At 47.2% G+C, this 24,666-nt stretch carries 23 protein-coding genes, 1 pseudogene and 1 riboswitch; of the genes and pseudogenes, 15 read left to right on the forward strand and 9 right to left on the reverse strand.

The window, feature by feature from the left end; all coding sequences use genetic code 11:
- The coding region (locus G7Y37_RS05110) for an Rpn family recombination-promoting nuclease/putative transposase (protein WP_165062399.1) at positions 1-502 on the reverse strand (502 nt) is incomplete at its 3' end.
- A 276-nt stretch (positions 503-778) separates the two neighbouring features.
- Here G7Y37_RS05110 and G7Y37_RS05115 point away from each other — a divergent pair.
- Positions 779-4,006 carry an FtsX-like permease family protein gene (locus G7Y37_RS05115; RefSeq protein WP_241156019.1) on the forward strand — a complete coding sequence of 1,076 codons (3,228 nt, stop codon included), beginning with the start codon at positions 779-781 and terminating at the stop codon, positions 4,004-4,006.
- A gap of 154 nt (positions 4,007-4,160) precedes the next feature.
- Complete coding sequence (locus G7Y37_RS05120) at positions 4,161-4,862, forward strand: ABC transporter ATP-binding protein (protein WP_165062400.1); 702 nt, start codon at positions 4,161-4,163, stop codon at positions 4,860-4,862.
- Positions 4,863-4,889: 27 nt separating this feature from the next.
- Here G7Y37_RS05120 and G7Y37_RS05125 read toward each other — a convergent pair whose 3' ends face one another.
- Positions 4,890-6,167 carry an aspartate kinase gene (locus G7Y37_RS05125; protein WP_165062401.1) on the reverse strand — a complete coding sequence of 426 codons (1,278 nt, stop codon included), beginning with the start codon at positions 6,165-6,167 and terminating at the stop codon, positions 4,890-4,892.
- Positions 6,168-6,394: 227 nt separating this feature from the next.
- Between G7Y37_RS05125 and G7Y37_RS05130 the strand changes: the two genes are divergently transcribed.
- Positions 6,395-7,540, forward strand: a complete 1,146-nt coding sequence (locus G7Y37_RS05130) for a hypothetical protein (RefSeq protein ID WP_165062402.1) — start codon at positions 6,395-6,397, stop codon at positions 7,538-7,540.
- A 9-nt stretch (positions 7,541-7,549) separates the two neighbouring features.
- On the forward strand, positions 7,550-8,233 hold the full coding sequence (locus G7Y37_RS05135; protein ID WP_165062403.1) for a PspA/IM30 family protein: 684 nt from the start codon (positions 7,550-7,552) through the stop codon (positions 8,231-8,233).
- 2 nt (positions 8,234-8,235) lie between these two features.
- Here G7Y37_RS05135 and G7Y37_RS05140 read toward each other — a convergent pair whose 3' ends face one another.
- Both G7Y37_RS05140 and G7Y37_RS05145 read right to left on the reverse strand, forming a co-directional pair.
- Positions 8,236-8,973: a TlyA family RNA methyltransferase gene (locus G7Y37_RS05140; RefSeq protein WP_165062404.1), complete on the reverse strand. Its 738-nt coding sequence runs from the start codon at positions 8,971-8,973 to the stop codon at positions 8,236-8,238.
- Between the two features lie 225 nt (positions 8,974-9,198).
- Positions 9,199-10,248 (reverse strand): aspartate-semialdehyde dehydrogenase, encoded by a 1,050-nt coding sequence (locus G7Y37_RS05145; protein ID WP_165062405.1) that lies wholly within the window; start codon positions 10,246-10,248, stop codon positions 9,199-9,201.
- 91 nt (positions 10,249-10,339) lie between these two features.
- On the opposite strand from G7Y37_RS05145, the gene G7Y37_RS05150 reads away from it, so the two are divergent.
- Together G7Y37_RS05150 and G7Y37_RS05155 are read left to right on the forward strand one after the other, a co-directional pair.
- Positions 10,340-10,891 (forward strand): DJ-1 family glyoxalase III, encoded by a 552-nt coding sequence (locus tag G7Y37_RS05150; RefSeq protein WP_165062406.1) that lies wholly within the window; start codon positions 10,340-10,342, stop codon positions 10,889-10,891.
- 49 nt (positions 10,892-10,940) lie between these two features.
- Positions 10,941-11,363 carry a hypothetical protein gene (locus G7Y37_RS05155; protein ID WP_241156021.1) on the forward strand — a complete coding sequence of 141 codons (423 nt, stop codon included), beginning with the start codon at positions 10,941-10,943 and terminating at the stop codon, positions 11,361-11,363.
- 153 nt (positions 11,364-11,516) lie between these two features.
- Here G7Y37_RS05155 and G7Y37_RS05160 read toward each other — a convergent pair whose 3' ends face one another.
- From G7Y37_RS05160 to queD, 3 genes are all read right to left on the reverse strand, one after another.
- Positions 11,517-11,957, reverse strand: a complete 441-nt coding sequence (locus tag G7Y37_RS05160) for a phosphatase PAP2 family protein (protein ID WP_165062408.1) — start codon at positions 11,955-11,957, stop codon at positions 11,517-11,519.
- A gap of 3 nt (positions 11,958-11,960) precedes the next feature.
- A complete protein-coding gene (locus G7Y37_RS05165; RefSeq protein ID WP_165062409.1) occupies positions 11,961-13,178 on the reverse strand; it encodes an LL-diaminopimelate aminotransferase in 1,218 nt (405 codons plus the stop codon).
- Positions 13,179-13,251: 73 nt separating this feature from the next.
- The gene (gene queD / locus G7Y37_RS05170; RefSeq protein ID WP_165062410.1) at positions 13,252-13,671 is read right to left on the reverse strand and encodes a 6-carboxytetrahydropterin synthase QueD; all 420 of its coding nucleotides are present in this window, start codon (positions 13,669-13,671) and stop codon (positions 13,252-13,254) included.
- 155 nt (positions 13,672-13,826) lie between these two features.
- Here queD and G7Y37_RS05175 point away from each other — a divergent pair, with 155 nt between their 5' ends.
- From G7Y37_RS05175 to G7Y37_RS05195, 5 genes and pseudogenes are all read left to right on the forward strand, one after another.
- Positions 13,827-13,982 (forward strand): hypothetical protein, encoded by a 156-nt coding sequence (locus tag G7Y37_RS05175; RefSeq protein WP_165062411.1) that lies wholly within the window; start codon positions 13,827-13,829, stop codon positions 13,980-13,982.
- Positions 13,983-14,168: 186 nt separating this feature from the next.
- Positions 14,169-14,387, forward strand: a pseudogene (gene rhuM / locus G7Y37_RS09315) (RhuM family protein); the annotation flags it as partial.
- Positions 14,388-14,548: 161 nt separating this feature from the next.
- Positions 14,549-15,406, forward strand: coding sequence for a HipA domain-containing protein (locus G7Y37_RS05185; RefSeq protein ID WP_165062412.1), 858 nt, complete (start codon positions 14,549-14,551; stop codon positions 15,404-15,406).
- Positions 15,403-16,203, forward strand: coding sequence for a recombinase family protein (locus tag G7Y37_RS05190; protein ID WP_165062413.1), 801 nt, complete (start codon positions 15,403-15,405; stop codon positions 16,201-16,203). Before G7Y37_RS05185 ends, G7Y37_RS05190 begins: the two co-directional genes overlap by 4 nt.
- 122 nt (positions 16,204-16,325) lie before the next feature.
- A complete protein-coding gene (locus G7Y37_RS05195) occupies positions 16,326-17,360 on the forward strand; it encodes a hypothetical protein (protein WP_165062414.1) in 1,035 nt (344 codons plus the stop codon).
- A gap of 967 nt (positions 17,361-18,327) precedes the next feature.
- Here the strand turns inward: G7Y37_RS05195 and G7Y37_RS05200 are convergent.
- Positions 18,328-18,687 (reverse strand): 3-hydroxyisobutyrate dehydrogenase, encoded by a 360-nt coding sequence (locus G7Y37_RS05200; protein ID WP_165062415.1) that lies wholly within the window; start codon positions 18,685-18,687, stop codon positions 18,328-18,330.
- A gap of 395 nt (positions 18,688-19,082) precedes the next feature.
- Positions 19,083-19,155: riboswitch (Fluoride riboswitch) on the forward strand.
- Positions 19,156-19,193: 38 nt separating this feature from the next.
- On the opposite strand from G7Y37_RS05200, the gene G7Y37_RS05205 reads away from it, so the two are divergent.
- The 3 genes from G7Y37_RS05205 to G7Y37_RS05215 all read left to right on the forward strand — a co-directional run bounded on the left by G7Y37_RS05205 (position 19,194) and on the right by G7Y37_RS05215 (position 21,715).
- Positions 19,194-19,571, forward strand: a complete 378-nt coding sequence (locus G7Y37_RS05205; RefSeq protein WP_165062416.1) for a CrcB family protein — start codon at positions 19,194-19,196, stop codon at positions 19,569-19,571.
- Positions 19,572-19,844: 273 nt separating this feature from the next.
- Positions 19,845-20,291 carry a D-aminoacyl-tRNA deacylase gene (dtd, locus tag G7Y37_RS05210; protein ID WP_165062454.1) on the forward strand — a complete coding sequence of 149 codons (447 nt, stop codon included), beginning with the start codon at positions 19,845-19,847 and terminating at the stop codon, positions 20,289-20,291.
- 158 nt (positions 20,292-20,449) lie between these two features.
- Positions 20,450-21,715 (forward strand): radical SAM protein, encoded by a 1,266-nt coding sequence (locus G7Y37_RS05215; protein ID WP_165062417.1) that lies wholly within the window; start codon positions 20,450-20,452, stop codon positions 21,713-21,715.
- Between the two features lie 89 nt (positions 21,716-21,804).
- Here G7Y37_RS05215 and G7Y37_RS05220 read toward each other — a convergent pair whose 3' ends face one another.
- Positions 21,805-22,566, reverse strand: a complete 762-nt coding sequence (locus G7Y37_RS05220) for a bifunctional 2-polyprenyl-6-hydroxyphenol methylase/3-demethylubiquinol 3-O-methyltransferase UbiG (RefSeq protein ID WP_165062418.1) — start codon at positions 22,564-22,566, stop codon at positions 21,805-21,807.
- A 152-nt stretch (positions 22,567-22,718) separates the two neighbouring features.
- On the opposite strand from G7Y37_RS05220, the gene G7Y37_RS05225 reads away from it, so the two are divergent.
- Positions 22,719-24,662 carry an elongator complex protein 3 gene (locus G7Y37_RS05225; protein ID WP_165062419.1) on the forward strand — a complete coding sequence of 648 codons (1,944 nt, stop codon included), beginning with the start codon at positions 22,719-22,721 and terminating at the stop codon, positions 24,660-24,662.
- Positions 24,663-24,666: the final 4 nt, after the last annotated feature.

The following is a 24,666-nucleotide window of genomic DNA, read 5'->3' on the forward strand; positions in this document are numbered from 1 at the left end:
AAGAAAGCAGGTGCTTATCTTTTGTCTTTGCATAGTCTTTACAGTTAAGAGCAATCCAGTGTATGCCGCTGTCTATATCTAAAGTACTATCTTGTCTACATATTGGTTCTATTTCATATACAGGAAGTCCTGCTTTGAAAGGGTCGTGATTGCAAACAAATATAATATAGCTTGTGGGTAGCTTATCGTAGTCTGCTCCTTTATCTAGCGATGTAGTATCAATAGATGCTTGATAGTATCTATATCTCCTAGCGATATCTGCTCTTTGTTGAATTTGTAGTTCTATGTCAAAAACTTCATGTTTTGTCTTAGCAAACAAATCAAGACGCACACTCTTAAAATCTAGCCTAGGCTCTATTGCTTGTTCAGCGTTTTTGTAAATTAGGTCATCAATTTGTTTATTCAATACACACTCTAGAAAGTCTTTGCATATATCTTTTTGAATCATTACACGATTGAACATAAATTGATTAGTAATAGAAACAAACTTTTCTTTATCCATAGCAATCTATTCTTTCTCTAGAAGACTTATAAATCTTCTAATCAAGACTAGATTGCAAACCTTATAGCTGTGTATCAAAAATGCGATATTGAGTAACATACAAACCTTGGCACAAAACCAACTACATGCAACACTCGCTGCACCATAAATCCTCATAGTTGCAACTTTTAATGAGTGTAAATCTTGCAGAAAGCTGGCATCCTTGGCAACTTTTAATAAGCAAAGTAACGGCACTTTATTGGTATGGCAAACTTTTATTAAGAATAATGCGGAAGCGTGCTAAATGTACGATATCATTCAAACATGAAGCATACGGCTTTTAATAAAGAGGTGTGGCGCTCTATTACCCATTCACTTGGGCGCTTTATTGCGATCTTTGCAATAGTTGCGCTGGGGGTGGGTTTCTACGCAGGTCTTCAAATGACCGCGCCCGACATGCGCCTTGCTGCTGATAAATTCTACGACGAAACCAATCTGTTTGACATACGTGTTGTGTCTACTATGGGTCTTTCCGATTCTGATATTGAGGCGTTGCGGCAAATTGAAGGCGTAGAAGATGTGCAGGCAGCTTGGGAGACTGATGCTCAAGGCGAAGTGAATGACGAGCCTTACACGTTTCGCATTCATTCGTTGGATGATTCTAGTGCCAACGAACAGCGCATTAACGATTTGGTTCTGGTAGATGGGCGTATGCCTAGCGCATCGGGCGAATGCGTTATTTCAGCCGACCGCATAATGAATGGTCCTGTAGGGTTGGGTGACACCATAACGCTTATTGAAGGCACCACCGAATTATCCGACACACTGAACCGGACGCAATTCACAATTGTGGGTACGGTAAGTTCGTCGTATTACACATCGTCTACCTCTATGGGTTCAACTTCGCTCGGTTCGGGCGTTATTCAACAGTTTATGTATATTCCTGCTAGCGATTTTTCTGCCGACTATCCCATAACCGAGGCATTTATATCCGTTTCGGGTGCGAAACAACTTGAATCTGGCAGCGAAGGTTATAACGACGCGGTGGCTTTCGTGCTAAGCCGCATAGAGTCCATAGCCGATGCGCGCGAACAGGCTAGGGTTGACGAATTGAAAGCCGATGCGCAGCGCGAACTTGACGATGCGCGAAGCGAATACAATGCCGAGCGGGCTGATGCAGAAAGTCAGCTGGCTGACGCGCAGCGCAAACTTGACGATGCGCTTTCCCAAATTCGGGAAAGCGAGCGCAAGATAAATCAAGGTCAGCGCGAATACGACAGCGGGAAGGTGCAGCTGGAAGAGCAGCGCAGCGCGGCTAAGAAGCAATTGGCTGATGCGCAAAGCGAAATTGATAATCAGGCGGCACAGCTGGAATCAACAAAGACCGCACTTACCACGCAGCGACAACAGCTGGAAGCGGCGCAGGCGCAACTTCAGCAGGCTCTTGTGCTTGATCCAACCAACCCGGCGCTCCAGCAGCAGCTAGCCGAAGTGCAGGCAGGGCTTGCAAAGGTAAATGCGGGTTTAGACCAAGTGGCGCAGGGCGAAACGCAGCTAGCTGCTGGACGGCAGCAGCTAGAAGAGCAGCGTGCGCAAGCAAATGTGCAGCTTGATGCCGCGCAAAAGAAGCTAGACAAAGCTGAATCCGATTTGTCTAGCGGGCGCGCGCAGCTAAAACAGGGAAAAGCAGATTACGAGTCGGGTTTGGCGGAATACGAGGAAAATCGCGAAAAGGCAAATGCGGAATTTGCTGATGCCGAAGCCGAACTAGCGGATGCTCAAGCTGACATAGATGCTATTGAGAAGCCCGATTGGCTTGTTATGGACCGCACGAAGAATTACGGCGTTGAAAGTTTCGCTCAAGATTCCACGCGTATAGGGCACATTGCCGCCGTATTCCCGCTAATATTTTTCCTAGTGGCTGCCCTTGTGTCGCTTACCACCATGACGCGCATGGTCGATGAAGAGCGCATGCTTATAGGCACATATAAAGCGTTGGGTTATTCGCGGTCGCGCATAACATCGAAATACCTAATATATGCGGCTTCCGCAAGCATTGCGGGTTCTGTTGTGGGCATTGCGGCGCTGGCATTTACGCTGCCGGCTATTATTATGTCGGCATATTCAATAGTTTATATTGTGCCCACTGCTGGCTTGCAGATGGATTGGCAGGTTGCGCTTTTGTCGGCAGGCATGGGTGTGGGTATTACTCTTATCGCTACGGCTGCTGCCGCAATTTCCACACTTAGGGAATCGCCAGCGGCTCTTATGCTGCCGCCTGCGCCGAAGGCGGGTAAGCGTATTTTGCTAGAGCGCGTGCGCCCCGTGTGGAATAAGCTGTCGTTTTTATGGAAGGTTACATGCCGCAACATTTTCCGCTATAAGAAGCGTTTGATAATGACCATAGTCGGCATTGCGGGCTGTACCGCGCTGCTGCTAACCGGCTTCGGTTTGCAAGATTCCATCAACGACATAATAGATAAGCATTATGGGCAAATCGTGAAATATACAGTGGTTGTTACAGAAGAGGAAGATGCCTCCGATGCCGACAAGCAGGCTGTAAACGATGCCATAGCTAGCGTAGGTGCCGATACGCAAGTTGATGCACACGTGGAACTGATGGTTACTGTGGGTGGTGGATCGGGTGCTGTGCAGGCAAACCCGAATAAGGAAGACCTAACCACTGAAGTTATTGTGCCCGAAAACGAACAGGAATTTTCCAAGATATGGGCGCTGAAGAACCGCCTTTCTGGGGAAGACGTGCATTTGCAAAATGAAGGTGCAGTAGTTACAGAAAAGTTGGCTGCTGAAAACGAAATAAGTGTGGGCGACAATGTTGTACTGGCTGTGAAAGACGATATGGGTAACGCTACAGATCAGGTATTTGCTGTGCCAGTAACGGGCATAGTTGAAAACTATGTGGGACACAGTGTTTTTATGTCTGCTTCGGCTTACGAAAAGGCTTTTGGCGCCAACCCGCAATTCAGCACTGTGTATGCAAATATTCCCGAAGATGCCGATGTGCGCGGCAAGTTGGATGCTGAAATGCAGCAAATAGATAGCGTGCGCACGGTGGCTTATAACGACGAAACAATAGATAGCTACAAATCGGCGCTAAGCTCTGTGAATATGGTTGTGGTTGTGCTTATTTTGGCAGCGGCAATGCTTGCCTTCATTGTGCTTTACAATCTTACCAACATAAACATTACCGAGCGTGTGCGCGAAATAGCCACGCTGAAAGTTTTAGGATTCACGGCACGCGAAGTGCAGATATACATATTCCGCGAGACTATTATTCTGTCTGTTTTAGGCGCACTTGTAGGGCTTGTGCTGGGAATTTTCCTAGAGAATTTTGTGGTTGTTACGGCTGAGGTTAATCAAGTTATGTTTGGTCGCGATATCCATATTCTAAGCTTCGTTTTCGCCTTCTTGCTAACAATGTTGTTCACTGTTTTGGTTATGCTGGTCATGATGCGCAAACTCGCCAATATAGATATGGTTGAAAGTTTGAAGTCGAATGAATAGGGAGTTTTGGAAATCTTGCCCCGTGAAGCTACGTTCAGAAGCTTCGCAGCCTTCACTCCGCTTCACGGAGCAAGACTTGCGGTTCGCCTCGCCGGGCTTCACGGAGCAAGACTTGTGGCAATTATTCATTAGGGCGCAACAGTAGGGAGTAGAAATGGCATTTTTGGAAGTGCGTGACCTTTGTAAAACATACAAGATGGGCGAGGTGGAAGTACCCGCTGTGCGCAGCATGACTTTCGACGTTAATGCCGGTGAATTTGTGGTGGTGGTTGGACCTTCGGGCAGTGGAAAGACTACGCTTTTGAATATGATAGGCGGTATGGACACCGTAACGTCGGGCAGCATAGAGTTGGACGGCGTGCGTGTTAGCGACTACACACCCAAAGAAGTTACGTTTTATCGCCGCTACGATATAGGTTTTGTTTTTCAGTTCTACAATCTGGTGGCTAATCTGACCGCGCTAGAGAATGTAGAGTTGGCTAATCAGATATGCAAAGATCCGCTGGATGCGGGCGATGCGCTGCGCTCTGTTGGGCTTGGGCACAGGATAGACAACTTTCCCGGGCAGCTTTCCGGTGGTGAGCAGCAGCGCGTAGCCATTGCGCGTGCATTGGCGAAGAACCCTAAGTTGCTGCTTTGCGACGAGCCCACAGGCGCGCTCGATTATGAAACGGGTAAGGCTATCCTAAAACTTCTACAGGACACATGCCACAACACCGGCAAAACCGTTATGGTTATTACCCACAATCAGGCGTTCGAGCGCATAGCCGATAGGGTAATTCGCGTACATGAGGGTCATGTGGCTGCTGTAACTGTAAACGACAACCCAGATAGCGCTGAAACCCTAGAGTGGTAATAATGGCTGTCTGTTGCTGCTGTTGCGCTAGCGACCTTTTGCCATTTTGGCGGCAATTTCTTCGGCGGATAGTTGCGTTTCTTCAAATATGCTGTCGGAATCTAGGTCAAATGCGGTGTGTAACAGCTGCACCGCGCGTTGAGTTTCGGCAGAATCTATAACCATAGAAAGTCTAATCGGCGATGTAGATATTGCCATTATATTTATGTTGTTTTCGCCCAGCGTGCGGAAAGCCAGCGCTGATACGCCCGGCGAAGATTTCATGCCTGTGCCCACCAGACTTATCTTGGCAATGTCTTCTTCTACGTCTACCGAATCGGCACCAATTTCCGGAATAATTACGTCAAGCGTTTCACGGGCGCGTGCCAGATCGGATGCGGGGCATGTAAATGAAATGTCGGTTGCCCCGTCGCGGGATGTGTTTTGGATAATCATATCCATGTTCACCATATTGGCAGCCAGTGCGCTGAATACTTTTGCCGCAACGCCTACAGCGTCGGGCACGTGGCGTATAGTCACCTTTATCTCGGAAGTGTCGTGTGCAATGCCGGTTATAACGGCTTCCTCCATTTTTGGATCCTCCTTGATATAGGTGCCGGGCGCATCGGAAAAAGCCGAGCGCGAATGTATTACTACGCCCCATTTTTTGGCGAATTCCACGGCGCGGCTTTGAAGCACGCCGCTGCCTGCGCTGGATAACTCCAGCATATCGTCGTAAGAAATTTCGTTCAGTTTGCGTGCGCGCGGCGCAATGCGCGGGTCTGTTGTGTATACGCCATCTACGTCGGAATATATTTCGCAAACATCGGCGCCGATACCCCAAGCAACAGCAACAGCTGTGGTGTCAGAGCCACCGCGACCTAGCGTTGTTATATCGCCATTCGCATCAATTCCCTGAAAGCCCGCTACAACCGGTATTATGTCAGCTTCTAGTGCGTTAAGTATGCGTTCGTTGTGTACTTTCACTATTCTGGCTTTGTTGTGCGTGCCATTCGTTTCTATGCCTGCTTGGCGACCTGTGAAGCTCATGGCACGCAGCCCCATGCTTTCAAGCGATAGCGCCAACAGTGTCATAGAAACCTGTTCGCCGGTTGACAGCAGGCGATCCAGTTCGCGCGCCGGCGGGTTTGTGTTTACGGCATTCGCTAGCCCCATAAGCTCGTCAGTTGTTTTGCCCATGGCAGACACTACGGCTACAACTTTGTCGCCGTTCTCTTTCATGCGCGCTAGGCGTTTTGCAACGTTTTTAATGCGCTCGGGCGATGCAACCGATGTGCCGCCGAATTTTGCAACTATAAGAGTCAACGCTCTTCCAAATCTTTCTCGCAGTTAATCAAACCAACGCACTATTATAATGCCCGCAAGCCATACGTTTGCGCTTAAAAAGAGAAAACATGCTAGGCGCTGTTGCATGTAACGTATCTGGATAATAGGCGCTGTTGCATGTAACGTATCTGGATAATGCATCTTATTCGACAAATATCCGAAATTTCGCTCATAATAATATAGACACACGCGAAAGGTGCTTAAATATGGGCAGATCAGGTGGTGGCAGCTTCGGCGGCGGAGGATTCGGTGGCGGATTCTCTAGCGGAGGCGGCGGTTTTGGCGGAAGTTTTGGTGGCGGTAACAGAGGCGGCGGCAGAAGCGCGGGCGGCGGTCCGTCTTATGGCGGCGGCTATGGCGGCGGCGGAAGTTGGCTTGGCGGTTTTCTGTGGGGAAACCTTTTAGGTTCATCGCGCGGTCAAACCGTTGTGGTTCAGCAGCCGCAAGACGGTGGCGGCGGCGGCGCGGGGTCTGGCGGTCCGGGTGGTCCGGGGTCTGGCGGTCCGTCGGATGGCGGAATGCGCGATCCTAATTCCAAACAGTCAAACAACTTGGGCTGTCTTTGGATTGTGCTTGCAGTAGTTGTGCTTGCAATTATTATTGCGGTGTTCTCGGGTACATCGTCTGTGCCGGCTTCTACGGTAGATCGCACTCCTTTACCTGCAGGAGCTGCCGAGGTTAGCGAATACTACACCGACGAAGATGGCGACTGGATACATACTCCTGCGAAACTGGAAGAGGGTCTTCGCCATTTCTATGATGAAACCGGTGTGTGGCCCTATGTGTATATTCTTCCGAATGGCTATACCACATCTAGTCAGCAGTTAACCGATATGGCTCAGCAGTTTTACGGCGAGTTGTTCACCGACGATGCGCATTTCTTACTAGTGTTTTGTGACAACAACTCTGGTGGCTACAACTGCGGCTACTATGGTGGTCAAGCGGCTCGATCGGTTATAGACGATGAAGCGCTGCAAATATTAGCCGCTTATTTGGAAATTAACTACGACGATATGTCGCTAAGCGAAGAGCAAATATTTAGCAACACGTTTTCTCAGACCGCCGATCACATAATGAGCAAAACTATAAATCCGGTTATTCCGATAGCGATTGTTGCCGGCGTTGTTATTGTGGTCGTTATAGTGGCGCTGCTTATAAAGCGCGGGCGCGATGCGAAAAAGCGCGAAGCCGATCGAATGGAGCGCATACTGAACACACCGCTTGATCAATTCGGCGACAAAGATTTAGAAGAGCTTGAGAAAAAGTACGAGGATGGCGCTGCGGCATCAGGGGCGCATAACGATGGTGTTAATACCGCTGTGGCGGACAATAAGGCTGATAAGCCGGAATAGGAGTTGAAAATGGCAGGAATACTGGATAGATTCGCTTCGATTATAAAGGCGAATATCAATGATCTTCTGGATAAAGCCGAAGATCCGGCGAAAATGGTAGATCAGTATATGCGTGAACTTACTGAAAGCTTGGCTGAAGTTAAGGAAGCCACGGCTGGCGTTATGGCTGAAGAAACTAGATGCAAGCGCTTGGTGGATGAAAATGCTGGCGAGATGGCTAAATACGATGGTCTTGCACGCAAAGCGCTGCAGGCGGGAAATGAAGATGACGCGCGTCAGTTCTTGGCAAAGAAGCAGCAGCTAGAGGCAAAGAATGAAGGCTTAACTTCAGCGTATGAGGCGGCAAAAGCCAATGCTGATAAAATGCGTCAAATGCACGACAAGCTTGTGTCCGACATAGAGCTTCTAAAGGGTAGGCAAGAGGCAATAAAGGCGAAAGTGGCTGTTGCGAAGACGCAGGATAAAGTAAACGACATTTCTGCGTCGGGTGCTAAGGCTGAAGGCGCTATGAATGCGTTTAATCGCATGGAGAGCAAGGCTGACGCAATGCTAGATAAGAGCAATGCGATGGCAGAATTGAACGCTCAGCCGAAAGATAGCGCTGATGAACTAGCCCGCAAATACGAAGAGGCTGGCAGCACGGCTGCGGTAGATGATGCGTTGGCGAAGATGAAAGCCGAAATGGGTTTGTAATTCTAGCCTTCAAAAACGGCGCGCACTAGGTATTCCACGTTGCCTTTAGGTCCGGTTATGGAAGATTTTTGCGTGTTGGTTACGCGGAAGCCCTCTTTTTCGAGGGCTTCTTTTACTTCTGCCACTGTGCGAACACGAATTGTTTCGTTGCGCACAACACCTCGGTCAGTTTCTTCGTGGCGCGATTCAAATTGCGGCTTCACTAGCCCAATAAAAACGCTGCCGCGTTGGGCTAGCTTGGGAAATATGGGCGCTAAACTAGCAAGCCCAATAAAACTTACATCTATCACTATTAGGTCAAATGGTGCGCCTAACTCTTGCGGATTTGCCAATTTTATATTTGTGCGCTCAAATACTTCAATGCGTGGGTCTGTACGGATGCTCCACGCAAGTTGTCCGTAATTTACATCTACACACGTAACGCTTTTTGCGCCAGCCTGTAGAAGGCAATCTGTAAACCCACCTGTAGAAGAGCCTATATCTATGCAGCGCATGTTACTAACGTTTTGCCCGAATGCGTTCAGCGCACCTTGCAGTTTATGACCTCCGCGCGATACAAATTGCTTTTCGTGCTTTACGAATAGATCTGCATTTGGTGGCACCATCATAGCGGCACTTGATGCGTATACGTCTTCTACACGAACTTCGTGCGCCAATACGCGACGCAGCGCTTCTTCGGCATTAGTGCAAATGCCTCGTTTAATTAGCAGTTCGTCTAAACGTATTTTCTTCTGAGCCAAAATACTGCCTATCTAAATTTTAGGACTGTAACTACTAGGGTGGAACAACTTCATAACTATAGATATGTTTTTATGTCATCCGGACACCTGCTGGGTATATGGGTGAGGAAGGCTCAGTCGCTCTACAGTCCTCGCTCGGCAGAAATGTCCACAGGACATTTCTGTTCGCTGCGGAACTCGCTTTGTGAGCACACCCTCACCCATATACCTAGCGGACAACTTGTACTAAGAAACTAGCAGCTGTGCAATTTGTACTGCGTTCAGCGCTGCGCCTTTGCGAATTTGGTCTGCTACATTCCAGAAAGCAAGACCATGCTCTACGCTGTTGTCGCGGCGCAGGCGACCAACAAAAACACCGTCGGTACCTGCCAAAATGCCGGGCATTGGGTATTCGCAGTTTTCCAAATTATCCATAACTTGTACGCCGTGTGCCGAACTGAGCGCTGCGCGTGCCTGTTCTACTGTAACGTCGTCTTCAAATTCTACATTTATGGCTTCACCGTGGCAGCGCAGCACGGGCACACGCACACATGTGGCGCAAACAGCTAAATCGGCATCGCCCATAATCTTTTTCGTTTCTACCACCATTTTCCATTCCTCTTTAGTCGAGCCGTCTTCCATCGGCACGTCTATGTGGGGAATGCAGTTAAATGCTATGCGATGTTGGAAAGCGTTAATGGTAAGTTCGTCTTCCGGTGTTCCGTCTAAAAATTCGCGAGTCTGATCGTACAACTCTGCCATAGCGGGTGCACCTGCACCGCTTGCCGCTTGATAGGTAGACACTACTACGCGCTTAATACGTGATAAATTGTAAAGGGGCTTTAGCGCCACTACCATTTGAATTGTTGAACAATTCGGATTAGCTATAACGCCCGAATGCCACTGAATGTCTTGTGGATTAACCTCGGGCACCACTAGCGGCACATCTGGGTCCATGCGAAAAGCACTGGAGTTGTCTATCATAATGGCACCGGCATTCACGACAGCTTCACGCATTGCCTTCGACACGCTAGCGCCCGCGCTAAACAGCGCTATGTCTACGCCTTTGAAAGATTCGGACGTCATTTCCTGCACAACAAGCTTGCCGGCAGAAACATTGCCGCAGCCCTCAAATTCCAGCTCTTTACCGGCGGAGCGCGCACTTGCCAAGGCGCGCACTTCAGATGCCGGGAAATTTACATCATGCAGAACCTTGAGGAATTCAGCGCCTACAGCACCGGTGGCTCCCGCCACAGCAACAACAGGGTTTTCTGGCATCTTCTTGTCCTTTGTCATTTCGATTCCTTTCAAGATTCGCAGTCAAGCTATTATAGCTACTGTACTAATAATGTTTGGGTAAGCGAACACATGAATGGAGACGATATAGATGAAACTGGCAATAATGCTAGGAGATGGGTTCGAGCCAATAGAAGCTATGTGTCCAACTGATGTGCTGCGGCGCGGTGGTGTGGACGTTACATTAGTCTCTGTAATGCCAACGAAGCACGTTATTGCAGCGCAGGGAATTACGGTTGTGGTTGATGCGGTTGTGGCAGACACCGACCTGATGGAATTCGATGCGATATGCCTGCCGGGCGGTATGGGCGGCGTGGCGAATTTGAGCAAGTGCGACAAATTGACTGCAGCGCTGCCAAAGTTTATGGATGATGGCGGTCGTATGGTGGCTGCCATATGTGCCGGACCAACAATTTTGAGTTCGCTCGGTTTGCTGCATGGACGCAAAGCAACGTGCTATCCCGGATGTGAAACCGATTTTCCCGAAGGCGTATATTGCGGTCAGGACGTATGTAAAGATGGCAATCTTATTACGGCTAGTGGTCCTGCTTATGCGCTGGAATTCGGCGTAGAACTGCTGCGTGCGTTGGCGGGCGATGCTGTTGCCAGCCAAGTAATGGAAGACATGCTTATAAAAGGCTAGTTAAGTTACTAGTTAAAATACTAGCGCGAATTTGAACTGGGAGTGGCGTTTGAACACTAAGGTTGCTGTTTGGGTGGTGCGCATAGCGTTTTCAATTGTTTTTGCGTGGAATGTGATGTGTGCTGTGCAATTCATTTGTTGGCCTTCGGCTTATATAGGCGCATATCAGCTGCAGGGTGGTGGCGCTGCGGCTGCCATTCAAGGATTAGGCGTGGCGTTTCTTATGTGGAATGCCACATATCCGGCTTTTATTTGGAAACCGCTTCGGTTCAAGGTGCTTGGCGTTGTAATTTTGGTTCAGCAGGCTATAGGGCTTTGTGGCGAATTGTTTATCGCTTCCACGCTAGATGCCAGCCTTCAAGTGTTAAGCCAAAGCATCGCGCGCTTTGTTGGCTTCGATGCGGTAGGTTTAGTAATAATGGCTGTTGCTTTTCACTTTTTGCGCAAAATTTCTAGCGCCGCTTCCGCCTGATTTTTGCCCTTCTTGCATTTTGGCTTAGTTAACGGGCAATGCTTTTTGCAGCCTGTGCAATGCATGTCTTTTAGCTTCTTTGGCTTCGTGTCCTTGCTTTTCTTCGCGCGCTTCTTTTTCTTTTTGTCAGACATATTTGGTCTTTCTATAGTGCTACCAAGGGATAAGCAGATATCCCGCGGCGCAAATAACAATAGCGGAAATTGCTCCAACTATAACATCACGTGGGAAGTGTACGCCACCTACTACGCGAATTACCGCCATTACGCACGCTAGGACAAGCAATGCAGTTCCCACAATTGGTTGATAAAGCATCCATGTGCAGGCAATAGTGAACATACTAAATGTGTGTCGGCTGGGGAATGAATGACCGCGAGTGTCCTTCGGTATAAGCGGGGCTGTGCCATTTACTTCGTAGGGGCGCGGCGCGTTTACTATGTTGCGAAATATACTTACACCCACAAACCCTATAGCTGGTACAACAATGCATCGCAACAGCATTTGGCGGTCGAAAATAGCAAGCAAAACTAACAGCAAAGGATAGGCGATATATCCAATGGCTGTTAGTATTTTGCTGGCTTGCGCTAGTGTCATCTATTAAAGAATCTTCTTTATGCGCTCTACTGCTTCACGGGTGGCATCGGCACCGCCGAATGCAGTTAGGCGTATGTAGCCTTCACCGGCTGGTCCGAACCCGGCACCAGGAGTTGTTATAACATTCGCTTCTTTAAGAAGCTTATTGAAGAAATCCCAGCTGCCCATTCCGTTTGGCGTTTTGCACCATATATACGGGCTGTTTACGGCACCGTATACGTGAAGCCCTGCGCTTTCTAACCCCTCTTTAATTATGCGCGCATTATTCAGGTAGAAATCTATTACCTCGCGTATTTGGCGTGCGCCTTCGGGTGTATAAATGGCGGCGGCACCTTTTTGGATTATGTATGACGCGCCGTTGAACTTTGTAGATTGTCGGCGCATCCAAAGCGAATTTAGGCTTTGACCTTGGCGCTCTAGTTCGCGCGGGATAACTGTGTAACCGCAGCGCATGCCGGTGAAGCCGGCGGTTTTGCTGAAGCTGCGGAATTCGATGGCGCATGTTTTTGCGCCGGGGATTTCGTAAATGCTGTGCGGTAGATTATCTTCGGTGATGAAGCGCTCATAGGCTGCGTCGAACATGATTATGGCGTCGTGGTCGTTTGCGTAGTCTACCCAGCGTTGTAGTTGTTCGACGTTAAGAGCGGTTCCTGTTGGGTTATTGGGCGAGCAAAGATAAATTAGGTCTACATCTGTGTCGGGCAGCGCGGGGCAAAAATCGTTTTCAGCTGTGGTGGGCATGTATACAAGGTTTGTCCACGCCTCTGCGCTGGGGTCGTATTCGCCAGCTCGTCCTTCTATGGCATTGCTGTCAACGTATACGGGATAAACTGGGTCACAAACGGCAACTTTATTGTCGCGCGAGAATATGTCACCTATATTGCCGCAGTCGCTTTTTGCGCCGTCGCTTACAAAAATTTCGTCGGGTGATATGTCTACACCGCGAGCCCGAAAATCGTTTTTCGCAATTGCTTCACGCAGAAAATCGTAGCCTTCGTAAGGACCGTAACCCTTGAACGTGTCGGAAGATGTTTGCTCGTCTACCGCTTCGTGCATTGCTTCTACAACAGCGGGAATAAGCGGCTGGGTTACATCGCCTATACCTAGCTTTATTAGTTTCGCATCTGGGTGGGCTTGCTGATATGTTTCGGTGCGCCGTGCAATTTCGGCGAAGAGGTAGCTACCGGGTAATTTCGCAAAATTCTCGTTTATTTTTGTCATCTAAGGTTCTCCTTTTAGTTACATGCATAAGTTAGTCGTTTATATTTTCGCAACAGTTCGTTTCATGTATGTGTCATTTGCAAAATATGGCGCAATTATTCGGCGTTTCGTCAACTTCCACGCGCGTAACTGGCAATCCTATGTCTACAAGGCAGTCGAAAAAGAAACGTGCCAAATTTTCTGCGGTAGTGCGAAACGGCAGCATCTTTAAGCTGAAGCCTTCGGATTCAAGTGCGCGGATGGTTTTTTTCTTCAGCGTGCCCTCTTCAATTAAAAATGTATGGTCGAATTCGTCAGCCAAACTGCGAACTATGCGCTTGAACTGCGAGAAATCGCACACCATATCGCGTTCGGTACCTTCGTCGCCTAGTGTTTGAGAGCTAATAGTTACTTCGATACGCCAGCGATGCCCGTGTAGATTTTCACATTTGCCGTAATAGTCGGCTAAGAAGTGCGCCGAGTCGAAGAATGCTTCGGTTTTTAATTCGTACACGCTTCCTCCTAAGCAATTTGGGTAATAATAGTGACAAGCGTTTGTATCTAAGATTCTAGCCATTTTAAGTTAACGCGTGGTTTCGCAATACATTGCCCGTGTTTTCAAAGCTCAAAAAAGCGTCAAAGCTAAAAGCTTCAACATAGGGGGCAATTATGATTAGGAACAATTTGGAAGCGTTAGAAGTGTTGGAGGGCATGTTGATTGTGCTCGAAGATGAGTCGACCGATAGGGGAGATGCAAAGCTTTGGATGCTAATTGTGCTTGTGCGCGCTGTGTACAGTTGGCTAGAGAGTGAATCTTTCGCTTAGTGAAGCGCCGATGGTATGTGCGTGGGTGTGCACTAGTCTTGCGTAACATGCGCCGGTTTTATCGAAGATTTTCAATTCGGCACGCGCTGCGTGCCGAATTGAGTTGGTCTGACTAGACTGCATAAGAAAGCTTGTGATTGGTGTGCTTAGCGCTTTATTAACATGTAGGATGCCGAAGAACTTTTCGATCGCATTCGCAACATTCGTTCCTCCGAAAAGATGCTGTATCGTCAGGTGCTCAATCTGTACGCAACTGCTGTTGACTACAATCCCCATGCAACTGAGTCAATCAAGTTCTTCAAAATTGTTCAAAATAAATTGCATTACGGTGCGCACGGGCATACGGCAATTCATGGCGCAGAGGCACATTCCAACTTATATGAGCGATTATATCGAGCAGTTTGATAATGTTTTGGCTGCCTTTGGGTATATTTTCGATAAGAATTATACCCTCGCTTTTGCCTGCTTAAATTCTCAAAAATACTAGTTATTAATTATGAGACAAACATTGTTTGATATATAATCTCATAAATACTGGCATATATTTATGAGACAAGGAATTGGATATGGAATTTGCCATTTTCCCAGATAGTGGTAGATATTATTCAGGAAGCGAACGCAAGAAAGGCATCCTGATAAATGGCGACTGCTATATGGTAAAGTTTCAAAAAGTTGATGCGTTTGGCAAGCGATTCAATCATATTTCAGAGCATATCGGTTCTAATATATTCAAACTGGCTGGATTAAATTCTCAAGATACTATTTTGGGAACATATAGCGGTTGCCCCGTTGTTGTATGCCGTGATTTTAATACCGAAGGTGCTCAATTCGTTCCATTTAACGATGTTGGTGAAAGTACTCTAGAAGAAAATAAAGAAAGATATCAATATGAATACACAGATATTATGCGTATGCTACATGACAATAGTAAATTAACAAATGTTTCGGAAACTATAAGTACCTTTTGGCGCATGTATATTATTGACGCGCTTGTCGGCAATTTTGATAGACATGGCGCAAATTGGGGCTTTCTAAAGATTGACAATGCGTATTCGATGGCTCCTATTTTTGATAATGGCGCGTGCCTTTTTCCTCGTCTTCGTGATGATGATGCAATTAGAGAAGTTTTAAATAATGAAAGCGAAATGCTAAGACGCATATATGAATTTCCGACATCCCAAATAAAACTACATGGAAAGAAAAGCTCGTATTATGAGGTTATTGCTTCTGGAGAATTTCCAGAGTGTAATGCTGCGCTTGGTTATGTTATGGATGCTTTGGATATTCGGAAAGTGCATGATCTAATAAACGATATTGCGGGCATTAGTGAAATTCGGCGATATTTTTATATCAAGATGATAGATTTGCGCTATAAGATTATTTTGCATGATGCTTACATCGCCTTTAGGGGTGAGGCTTTATGAAAAGCATTACAACCCAAGGGATAATTTGCTTGCGGGACCCTAAGGTGCTATTTGAATACTGCATTGCTCGGATTGGTTACACTGAATACGAAGACGAAACATTTGAATACTCAATCAAGCCTAACTATAGCGTTATAGATTTACTTGAATCTCCTTCTTTTCAAGGAATTCCCGGGATTAATTTGGACTTACACAGAGAAGAATACATTCGCAAAAATGTTACGCCTGTGTTTATTAGCGAAAGAACGCCTGCGGAAAATCGCGAGGATATTCGAGAACTACTAGACGCTGAAGGGATGGAATATCTAAATCGTCTCGAGTGGTTAATACGTACTAATACGCGCTATTCGGGTGACAATTTATATGTTCGTATGGCATCAGAAACAGACGATGAGGTTTTTAGTGTGTCTGATTTAAGTAATGTTGGTTTGAGATCTTCAGAAACACTACGGATTATATTGGAAGCGATTTGTGCCGGGCGCATTATAGATGGCGATGGCTTTCGTATAGACGATTCTAATCGTGGCGAATTTTATGCATTGCTAACTCCAATTTATTTGAAAGAAAAGAGATACATTGATGATAGGCGCCGAGAGGGTATTGAGACTGCAATGAACCTGCAAAAGTTGGGTCGCCCTTTAAAGGCGGTAGATCAAATAAAACTTATCGACGCGATTGATCGGTACAAAAATGGCGAAATAAAAATGGAAGAAGCTTTGGAGATGGCAAAAGTAAGTCGAGCAACTTTTTATCGCCGGATGAAGCAATTCCAGCCTTCGCAAGGCGCATGTAATTAACGGCTGAAGATATTATCATTACGGTAACGTTATAGTCACGCTTGCGCATCAACGCTGCGCACCTAAATCTTTCGTTTGCCTGCGTTTCTAAAATGTACGTAGGCACTACGAAAGGTACTTCCATGGCATATAACGCAAACCATGACAAATTCGCAAAAGGCACCGAGCGACTTGTCGATCCGATGACTGTTGGTTCCATACATTTTTTGCAGCAGTTTTTTGATGTTGTTCCAAAAGGCATTCAGCGCAAAATTATGGCACGTACCACCAAGAAAACCCCGCATATGGGATTTATAGTAGAGCCATACGCTTTCTTTCTTGTTTATGAAATTACGGACAAAACGTATGCCACGCAGCTTCTTCCGTCTGGGTTTAAATTGGCGCAATGTAGCGTATTTGCGGGAGATGAGCCCGCTTATTACGCAATTATGAGCTTCTTCCGCGTGCATACAAGCGCATTTTGGGGAAGCCGTGCCGAGCTGTATGTGATGGCTGAAGACGAAGCAACTGGTCTTATGAGTTGGGTAATTATTGATTACCTTAGCGACACCATTAGCTATGACCGCGCTTTTGGTTTGCGTGGACCTTCTGCCAGCCACTCTGTTGTTACTACAACCAGTGATGGACGCATGCTGGTTGATATGACGGCGCGCGATGGGCAGTCGTATGCTGCATTTTCCGCTGCTCTTGATGGTTCGGAAATGCGCAGCCTTGATAAACGCATGTGGATAGAGGGCAACTTGTCTATCGCTTACGGCAAAACATTGTCGTATGACCAAGCTGATACTTTTTCGCTGACATTTTATCCAGAGGAAATGGCAAGTGCCTTAGACGTTCCGCTGGAAGGTTTCGCGCTGAAAAGCATTTCGTGGTACTCAAGTATGCTTTCGTCTAATCCTGCAAAGTTGGTATGTTTCCCTTATGCTCAGCATTTACTGTCCGACAGTCCCGGTGCTGCAAGCGAACATTCTAGCGAGGCAGATTTAATTTGCGCGGCTGAGTCTACTGATTTTGAAACTATGGAAACCTTCAAAGTGGGTTCTGCCAAAAAGATGATGGCAATATCTACTGCCATTACGCTTGGAGTTTCGGCTGTTGCATTGATAGGACTTGCTGCCCATTGTTGCCACCTTCGTTATAATAAGCTTCGGGAATGAGACTCTCCCAAGGCGTTTGCCTGAACCGCGAAACAGCTGATGGCTTTACAACTTTTCTACTTTTAGCGCAGAGACGCTTGCTGTGTTTGAGGCTGGCGATATCTTACTAGCGATAGCTTATGCCGCTGCTAGCTGTGCGCTTTGTGTTTCCGTTGCGTTTTTAGGCGAAATTGTTTCTTCGGCTATTGCCGTGTAAATATGATTGCTTCGCTTTGTGCGCAATAGGTGGGTTGCCTGCGGACATTTGGATGCGGACAACCCACCTATATGTTTGCATATAGGCAGAAAAGCGTGTAAGGCTCAGTCCATCGCAAAGGGGTAAGGAGTGGGCATATAGGCAGAAAGATGTGTCTGTTTTAGTCGATTGCATATGGATAGGGCGCGCTGTTGTGAAACTCTGACCAAACCAGACCGTGTGGTGTTGCCTTCGTCACTTTTTAGGCGAAAAATGGTCAAAACTTCCGACTTTCCACAGTCTATAATGCCAAATTACGCCAATTACGAATCAAAATGGAATTGAAGAACCCTGTTTGCCCAGTGTTCTCCACAATTCAAGTTAGCCATGTGGCGCTATGACCATGGAAAGTCGGAAGTTTTGACCATTTTTCTAACTTTTTTGAACTAGTATGCGGATGAGTTGAATCGTAATCTAGCGTCAAGGTGTTGAGAGTTTATCCAAAAGCCATCCAACAAACACTTTAAGCCATCTTGCGGAGGTATCGTTTCTCCTAGCACTATAGCCTCCGCATAAGCTACATCTCCACCTTTGCTTTTCTGCTTTAGTGAATTTGTTCTTTGACATTTTGCTGCTGCAAATGCTGCATTTTGAGATAAACACCGCTCACCCCTGTCCATAACTGACTTTTTCTTGGAAAAAGCTTGTCTGAACAGGCATGTCAAGTCAGAATCCTACACACTTTTCTGCCTATATGCCTATATGTTTTCCCTAGTCAGTGGAATTATCGGTTTAGATACGGTTGAATTTGGAGAGAAGTTCGACTGCGGCGCTGCAAGCTTCGCAGTCGCAATATTTCTCACCCTGTTTCTTGCGCTCTGTATGTTTGGCAAGAATTTGATCGGCGGTTTCCTGACCAAACATTTCAATGGCAGGACCTTGAGCAAAAGCAATTACGCCGTCAATCGTATTGGGTCTGCCTTCAAGAAAATCTATCAGTTCAGCTGTGGCAGCTTCAATGGCTTTGTCGTCTGCATTGGAAACAGCGTCTTTCCATGCAAGGGCTGCTTCCTTGGTTGCCTGTTTGCTACTGTTTGCGGTTGAAAGAATATCAACGCGCTTAGCAACGTAGTCGAATAATTCCTTTTCCATAAAATCTCCTTGGTGGTTAGTTTTAATAACTGAATAATATCAGAATGAAATTTCAACTATTTATTATGTCTCGGCACTAGAACGCAATTCGTTTTTTGCAATTACGAATTATAATCGGAATTGCAAAAACAAATCGGAATTAGAATGTGAGCCAATGATGTACGGCAAACATTGACAATCGGCAAGAAAGCATTCAGGGAAATCGATACGCTACGAGATGGCGTTGAGGTGTCAATAGTTAATGCAACTATCTGCTCCGACTCGTTTTCTGCGATTGCCTTTCTTACGGCATCGGCAATAAATTTACTTCCCTCGTTACTGCAAAGTAATTATGCTTGGGGTTTCGGTTGTTACATTGATAGGAATTGCTGCTCACTGTTGCCACCTTCGTTATAATAAGCTTCGGGAATGAGGCTCTCCCAAGGCGTTTGCCTGAACCGCGAAACAGCTGATGGCTTCTATTAAAATGCGAGTGCAATGCGCTTGGATATTGGATGGAGGCTTTCGTGCTAATTAATTGCCTGTTTGTTGGATGTGGCGGTTTTATCGGATCTGTTCTTCGTTATCTTTGCAGTTTTATTAAAGTAGATATTTGGGGTTTCCCGTTTGTTACGCTTGGAATAAATGTTGTTGGGTCTTTTGCCATTATTTTCTTTGCGGGCATATTCGCCAAGACCTTGCCGGTGGACGAAAACATAATGCTGTTTTTGCGCGTGGGGCTATGCGGGGGCTTTACCACTTTCTCTACTTTTAGCGCGGAAACGCTTGCTATGCTTGAAGCCGGAGACACCTTACTGGCAATAGCCTATGCCGCTGCCAGCTGTGTGTTTTGTGTTTTCGCTGCGTTTTTGGGTGAAATTGCTTCTGGCGTCATATTGAAATGAATCCATCGCGAACATCGTGGTCATCATCCTTTTTTAGCTCTCTTGATATGTATGAAAAAGGCACTCTCTAAAAGTTGCCATATATTTTCCATATAATTCACCACTGCATTGTTTGTTTTAACCTATCACGATAGTGAACATATTTCATTTGTACTTGTCAACCGGCATCAAAATAAATATCTTCTCTGTATGGTAGGGATACACAATAACGTAGCGAAGGTGATTGGAAATGTCCGGCATTGAACTCAAAGGGACGGGGATAGCGAGGTGTATATGCGAGCGATTGTGCAGCGAGTGACTAACGCAAAGGTGGACATCGATGGGAAAATCGTTGGTTCGATTGAAAGAGGCTATCTTATTTTGTTGGGAGTTGGACAGACCGATACTGAGCAAGATGCCGAAAAACTGTGGTCGAAAATTTATAAGATGCGTATTTTTGAAGACGAATCCGGAAAAACGAACTTAAGTATCGCCGATGTTCAGGGTGAGGTTTTAGTGGTAAGTCAATTCACTTTATACGCAAACTGCAAGAAGGGGAATCGCCCTTCATTTATAGATGCGGGCAAGCCTGATGATGCGAATCGCTTGTATGAATACTTTGTATCTCTTGTGCGCAATAATATTGGCAACGTGCAAACCGGAGTTTTTGGCGCGATGATGGATGTATCGCTTATAAACGACGGACCGTTCACGATTTGTCTGGATACAGAGTTGTTGTAGAACCCAATCGCCAAATGGTGATGGGGATATTAGGTTGTATCTCGTTTCCCCACAGGCTGTAATAGCTGTTTCCCTACAAGAAGGCGTGTTTTTTACGCGATCCGATAAGATATCATTGCATTAACTGAAGGCGATACGTTTAATGCGTTGGGGGCGTTATGACCGCTAAAAATATAGAATTTCAGGCAGCGCAAGAAGAATACAGCGCTGTAGAGCGTCGTTATTTGGAAGCATTGCAGGCTAAGGGGCTAGTGTTTGAAAGCGCCGAGGCGGGCAGGGCTAACCAGCGTGAATGCGCCGAGCTGCGCGAACAGTTGGCAAAGCGCGGCGTGCGTGTGCGCAACGGCGGTGCGTCGCTTGTTTGGGGCTATCTTTCGCCTGCGTGTGTCGAATGTACTGGGGCAAAAGGTTCAGAAACTTTCAGTACAACGTTTAAGTGCCATCGGGATTGCTATTTTTGCTTCAACCATAACGTGGCTGATTACGACAAGTTTGTGCGCGAAGGGTGTCCGTGGGAAGATGGGCTTGCGGCTGCGTCCAAGCGCGATTTAGCATGTATTGGACTTACGGGCGGCGAACCTCTGCTAAACCTAGATGACTCGGTGCGCTTTTTGCAGCGTGCGCGTGAGTTGTTTCCAAAAGCGCATTTACGTATGTATACCTCGGGCGATCTTCTTACCGAAGACGCAGCGCGCAGGCTGCGCGATGTGGGACTTGATGAAATACGCTTCAGCGTGAAAGATGACGATACTCCCGAAATGCAGCAGCGCGTTTTAGACGCCATGCGTCTTGCAAAGCGCTACATCCCAAGTGTTATGGCAGAAATGCCAATTATTCCGGGCGCCGACGAACACATGCACAATTTGCTTCGCTCGTTTGATGAGGTGGGCATAGACGGTATAAATTTGCTGGAGTTTTGTTTCCCGTTTTGTAATTGGCACGAGTTTGAAAAGCGTGGATTTAAGTTGAAAAACCCGCCGTTCGATGTGATGTACGACTACGGATATTCGGGCGGGCTTGCGGTGGCTGGCAGCGAGAAGCTTATATTGCAGTTAATGCTGTGGGCGATAGATGAGGGTTTAAGTCTGGGATTGCATTATTGTTCGCTTGATAACAAGCATCGCTCTGAAATTCGCCAGAAGAATGAAAGGGCGGCAGACACGCACCCTTGCATTGTGTTCGATAATGAAGATTTCTTCCTGAAAGCTGCGAAAGTTTTTGGGCAAGATATCGTGCCAACAAAGGATGCGCTTGTTGCGGCTGGGTGCAGTAATTTTATAGAAGATGCTGACGAAAGGTCGCTGGCTTTTAATCCAAAATGGTCGCATGTAGCGCAAGATGCAGGTGCCGAGGTGCATACGTGCTACTTTGTCTATGAAAACAACGAAGAAGGTTCGTATTTGGTAGATGTGGCATTGGCGTAACAGCCGCGTTTGGTCTGTAGCCGCTTGCATGCCCTAAAGTTGAATGACGTTAACAAGACCTGCGGCGATTGCCAGCATACCTCATTCATCTAGATTTTTTGCAGCACTACATAGCGGTTTAAATTCTCTTTGCCGTCAGCTGAGAAGCGGTCTATTTCGCGTGTGCTTGGCAGCGCTGATACAAGTTCGCTAATTTCGTTTTCGGTGAAGTTGTGACAGTAGCGGAATGTGTTAGATGCGCTTTGCCACCCCAGAAGTTTGTCGTTTGGGTCTTCAAATGTAATGCCTGTTTGCGCTTGTGCTGCTTTCGTACTCTCGCTTGCTTTAATGCGTATTCTTTCGCTTTTTAGAAACTGCCAAAACGCAATAACTATATAGCCACCCCTGAGTGTGTGCTGCGCCAGCGCTTTCATAAGCTGTATGCGCCAAGCGGAAAGCGGTATGTGATGCATAAACCCGAAGCAAACGCAAAGATCGCATTCGGGTGCGTGTATTTGCTCGTTCAGCGCACTTTCGCTTAGTGCGGTTATTAAATCTAGCTGCTGGAAGTTTATGCGGTTTGTTTTGTCTTCAATGTTGAGCGAATTTGCAAGTTGTTCGCAATTGTCTACGGCGTAGTATTCGAATTTGCGCGACATTGTAGAAGTTTCGTTCAAGAATTGCAGAAAACGCATGTTGCCGCAGGCTAGGTCTAACACTTTTGGTGCACCATTCGCATCGGCGCTAAATTTCGCCACCGCGCGCTGCCAGCCAGACCAAGACTGCGTGCGCGTTTGCGAAAACGAATTGGCATTTTCGGTGTAGAAAGCGCTGGTTAAGTCGCTTAGTTTTATGGCGGTAGAAATATCCATAGCGAAATTATCACATAACAGCAGCAGCGCGGCATACCGCTAAATTGTTCTTGCAGAAAATGGGTGCTGAGGCACGTCCCGAATCAGCACCCTTCCCGATGCACGCACACACTTTTAGCAAGTTGCATGCATTGCAAAGTATAATCAGAAATATGGATAAAACGCTGCGAAAAATAGTTAATGCCGTTCAGGCTGAACAATCTGGCTTTGCCTCTACACAAGATGCGCACAAAAGCGCTTTGGACAGCGCATGGCTGGATTCTCTTGTGCGTGCTCGAAATAGGGAAATGCACGATGGGAAGCGCACTGTGGCGAAGAAGCGTTTGCTGCCCGCTTACATGCGCATACGCCGCGAAGAGCCAGAGAAGTTGAATGCTTGGGGTGCACCTGTAGGCGGCGCTGTAGATACTCAAGTTATTCGGCTTTTGCGCGCAAAGCCTAGGCGGACTGCGTCTGGCGTGGCAACTATAACTGTGCTTACAAAGCCGTGGTGTTGCTCGGGCGATTGCGTGTATTGCCCAAACGATATGCGCATGCCGAAAAGCTATTTGTCCGACGAACCTGCATGCCAGCGCGCCGAGCGCTGTTTTTTCGACCCGTATATACAGGTGCTTGCTAGGTTGCGCGTGCTTGAAGATATGGGTCATGTTACCGACAAGGTAGAGCTTATAGTTTTGGGCGGCACATGGAGCGACTACCCGCGTGAATACCAGCTGTGGTTTATATCGCAGGTGTTCTGCGCCTTAAACGATGCGGGAACAAACAATGTTGAAGATGCGGCTCGTCGTAGCTTTTACGAGGGATGCGGTCTTTCCTGCGATCCTGCAGAATTGCGTGAACAAGTTGCGCATGTTCAGAATCGCGTGAATGAAGGCGAGCTGTCTTATAACGATGCTTGGCGACAGTTGTATGGTGAAAGCCCCGCATGGCAACGTGCGTGCAGTATTCAACACGCCACATTGGAAGATTTGAAACACGAGCAGATGCGCAACGAATGCGCGGCTCATAGATGCGTGGGGCTTGTGGTGGAAACGCGTCCCGAAACAATTACGCCGAACAATTTGGTTTTCTTGCGCATACTGGGATGCACGAAGCTGCAGGTAGGCATTCAAAGTTTGGATGAACGTGTGCTGGCTGCAAGTTGCAGACCTACAAAAATTCGCCAGATTGAGCAAGCCTTTGAGCTGATGCGGCTGTTTGGGTTTAAATCGCATGTTCATATGATGGTGAATCTTCCGAATGCCACGCTAGAATCAGAGCGACTTGAATACGAAACGCTGATGAGCGATCCGCGCTTTCAGCCGGACGAGCTAAAGCTGTATCCGTGTTGTTTGGTGGAAAGTTCTAGGTTGGGCAAAATGATGCGCAACGGCACGTGGCAACCCTATGCCGAGGAAGACCTGATAAGCCTATTGGCTGCCGATGTAATGAATACGCGTCCATATTCGCGCATATCGCGGATGATTCGCGATATATCAGCCAAAGACATACTTGCCGGCAACAAGAAAACAAATTTGCGCCAAATGGTAGAGGCGCATTTGCAACAAAGCGCAGACGGCGACGCTACGCCGGTGCGCCCAGCCGAGATGCGCCTTCGCGAAATAGGCGTAAGCGATGTGCGCGCAGAACAGCTGCGTTTAGAGACACTAAGCTATCAGACAACTGTAAGCGAAGAGCGTTTTTTGCAATGGGTAACTGAAGACGGGCATTTGGCTGCGTTTTTAAGATTATCTTTGCCGCATAAGCATGCTGTGCAACGCCTGCAGGATATATTTCGCGAATTACATGCCGCTAATGCTGAAAATTCGGGCATAGTGTGCGAAATAGGCGACAAGCGCGAAGCTCCTATCCAACCAGACCAAGCAATGATTCGAGAAGTGCATGTATACGGCAAAGTGGCTGCGCTGCATCACAGTGGAGAAAGCGCGCAGCACTTAGGTCTTGGACGCAAGCTGATAGAGCAGGCGTGCAGTCAGGCTGCGGCGTGCGGCTATACCGAGATGAATGTTATAAGCGCGGTAGGCACCAGAAACTACTATCGCTCATTAGGATTTTGCGATGCCGGTTTATACCAGCGCAAGCCAATCTTGTTCTAATAGT

This window comes from Adlercreutzia sp. ZJ154 (genome assembly GCF_011039055.1).
In the GTDB taxonomy this organism is placed as follows: Bacteria; Actinomycetota; Coriobacteriia; order Coriobacteriales; family Eggerthellaceae; genus Adlercreutzia_A.

Excerpts from the sequence above, each read along its gene's own strand:
- G7Y37_RS05220 (WP_165062418.1), bottom strand. The coding sequence starts at position 22,566 with ATGGATATTTCTACCGCCATAAAACTAAGCGACTTAACCAGCGCTTTC.
- G7Y37_RS05160 (WP_165062408.1), bottom strand. The coding sequence starts at position 11,957 with ATGACACTAGCGCAAGCCAGCAAAATACTAACAGCCATTGGATATATC.
- G7Y37_RS05195 (WP_165062414.1), top strand. The coding sequence starts at position 16,326 with ATGGCATATAACGCAAACCATGACAAATTCGCAAAAGGCACCGAGCGA.
- G7Y37_RS05185 (WP_165062412.1), top strand. The coding sequence starts at position 14,549 with ATGGAATTTGCCATTTTCCCAGATAGTGGTAGATATTATTCAGGAAGC.
- G7Y37_RS05145 (WP_165062405.1), bottom strand. The coding sequence starts at position 10,248 with ATGACAAAGGACAAGAAGATGCCAGAAAACCCTGTTGTTGCTGTGGCG.
- G7Y37_RS05135 (WP_165062403.1), top strand. The coding sequence starts at position 7,550 with ATGGCAGGAATACTGGATAGATTCGCTTCGATTATAAAGGCGAATATC.
- G7Y37_RS05165 (WP_165062409.1), bottom strand. The coding sequence starts at position 13,178 with ATGACAAAAATAAACGAGAATTTTGCGAAATTACCCGGTAGCTACCTC.
- G7Y37_RS05200 (WP_165062415.1), bottom strand. The coding sequence starts at position 18,687 with ATGGAAAAGGAATTATTCGACTACGTTGCTAAGCGCGTTGATATTCTT.
- G7Y37_RS05225 (WP_165062419.1), top strand. The coding sequence starts at position 22,719 with ATGGATAAAACGCTGCGAAAAATAGTTAATGCCGTTCAGGCTGAACAA.
- G7Y37_RS05120 (WP_165062400.1), top strand. The coding sequence starts at position 4,161 with ATGGCATTTTTGGAAGTGCGTGACCTTTGTAAAACATACAAGATGGGC.
- G7Y37_RS05190 (WP_165062413.1), top strand. The coding sequence starts at position 15,403 with ATGAAAAGCATTACAACCCAAGGGATAATTTGCTTGCGGGACCCTAAG.
- G7Y37_RS05215 (WP_165062417.1), top strand. The coding sequence starts at position 20,450 with ATGACCGCTAAAAATATAGAATTTCAGGCAGCGCAAGAAGAATACAGC.
- dtd (WP_165062454.1), top strand. The coding sequence starts at position 19,845 with ATGCGAGCGATTGTGCAGCGAGTGACTAACGCAAAGGTGGACATCGAT.
- G7Y37_RS05175 (WP_165062411.1), top strand. The coding sequence starts at position 13,827 with ATGATTAGGAACAATTTGGAAGCGTTAGAAGTGTTGGAGGGCATGTTG.
- G7Y37_RS05150 (WP_165062406.1), top strand. The coding sequence starts at position 10,340 with ATGAAACTGGCAATAATGCTAGGAGATGGGTTCGAGCCAATAGAAGCT.
- G7Y37_RS05130 (WP_165062402.1), top strand. The coding sequence starts at position 6,395 with ATGGGCAGATCAGGTGGTGGCAGCTTCGGCGGCGGAGGATTCGGTGGC.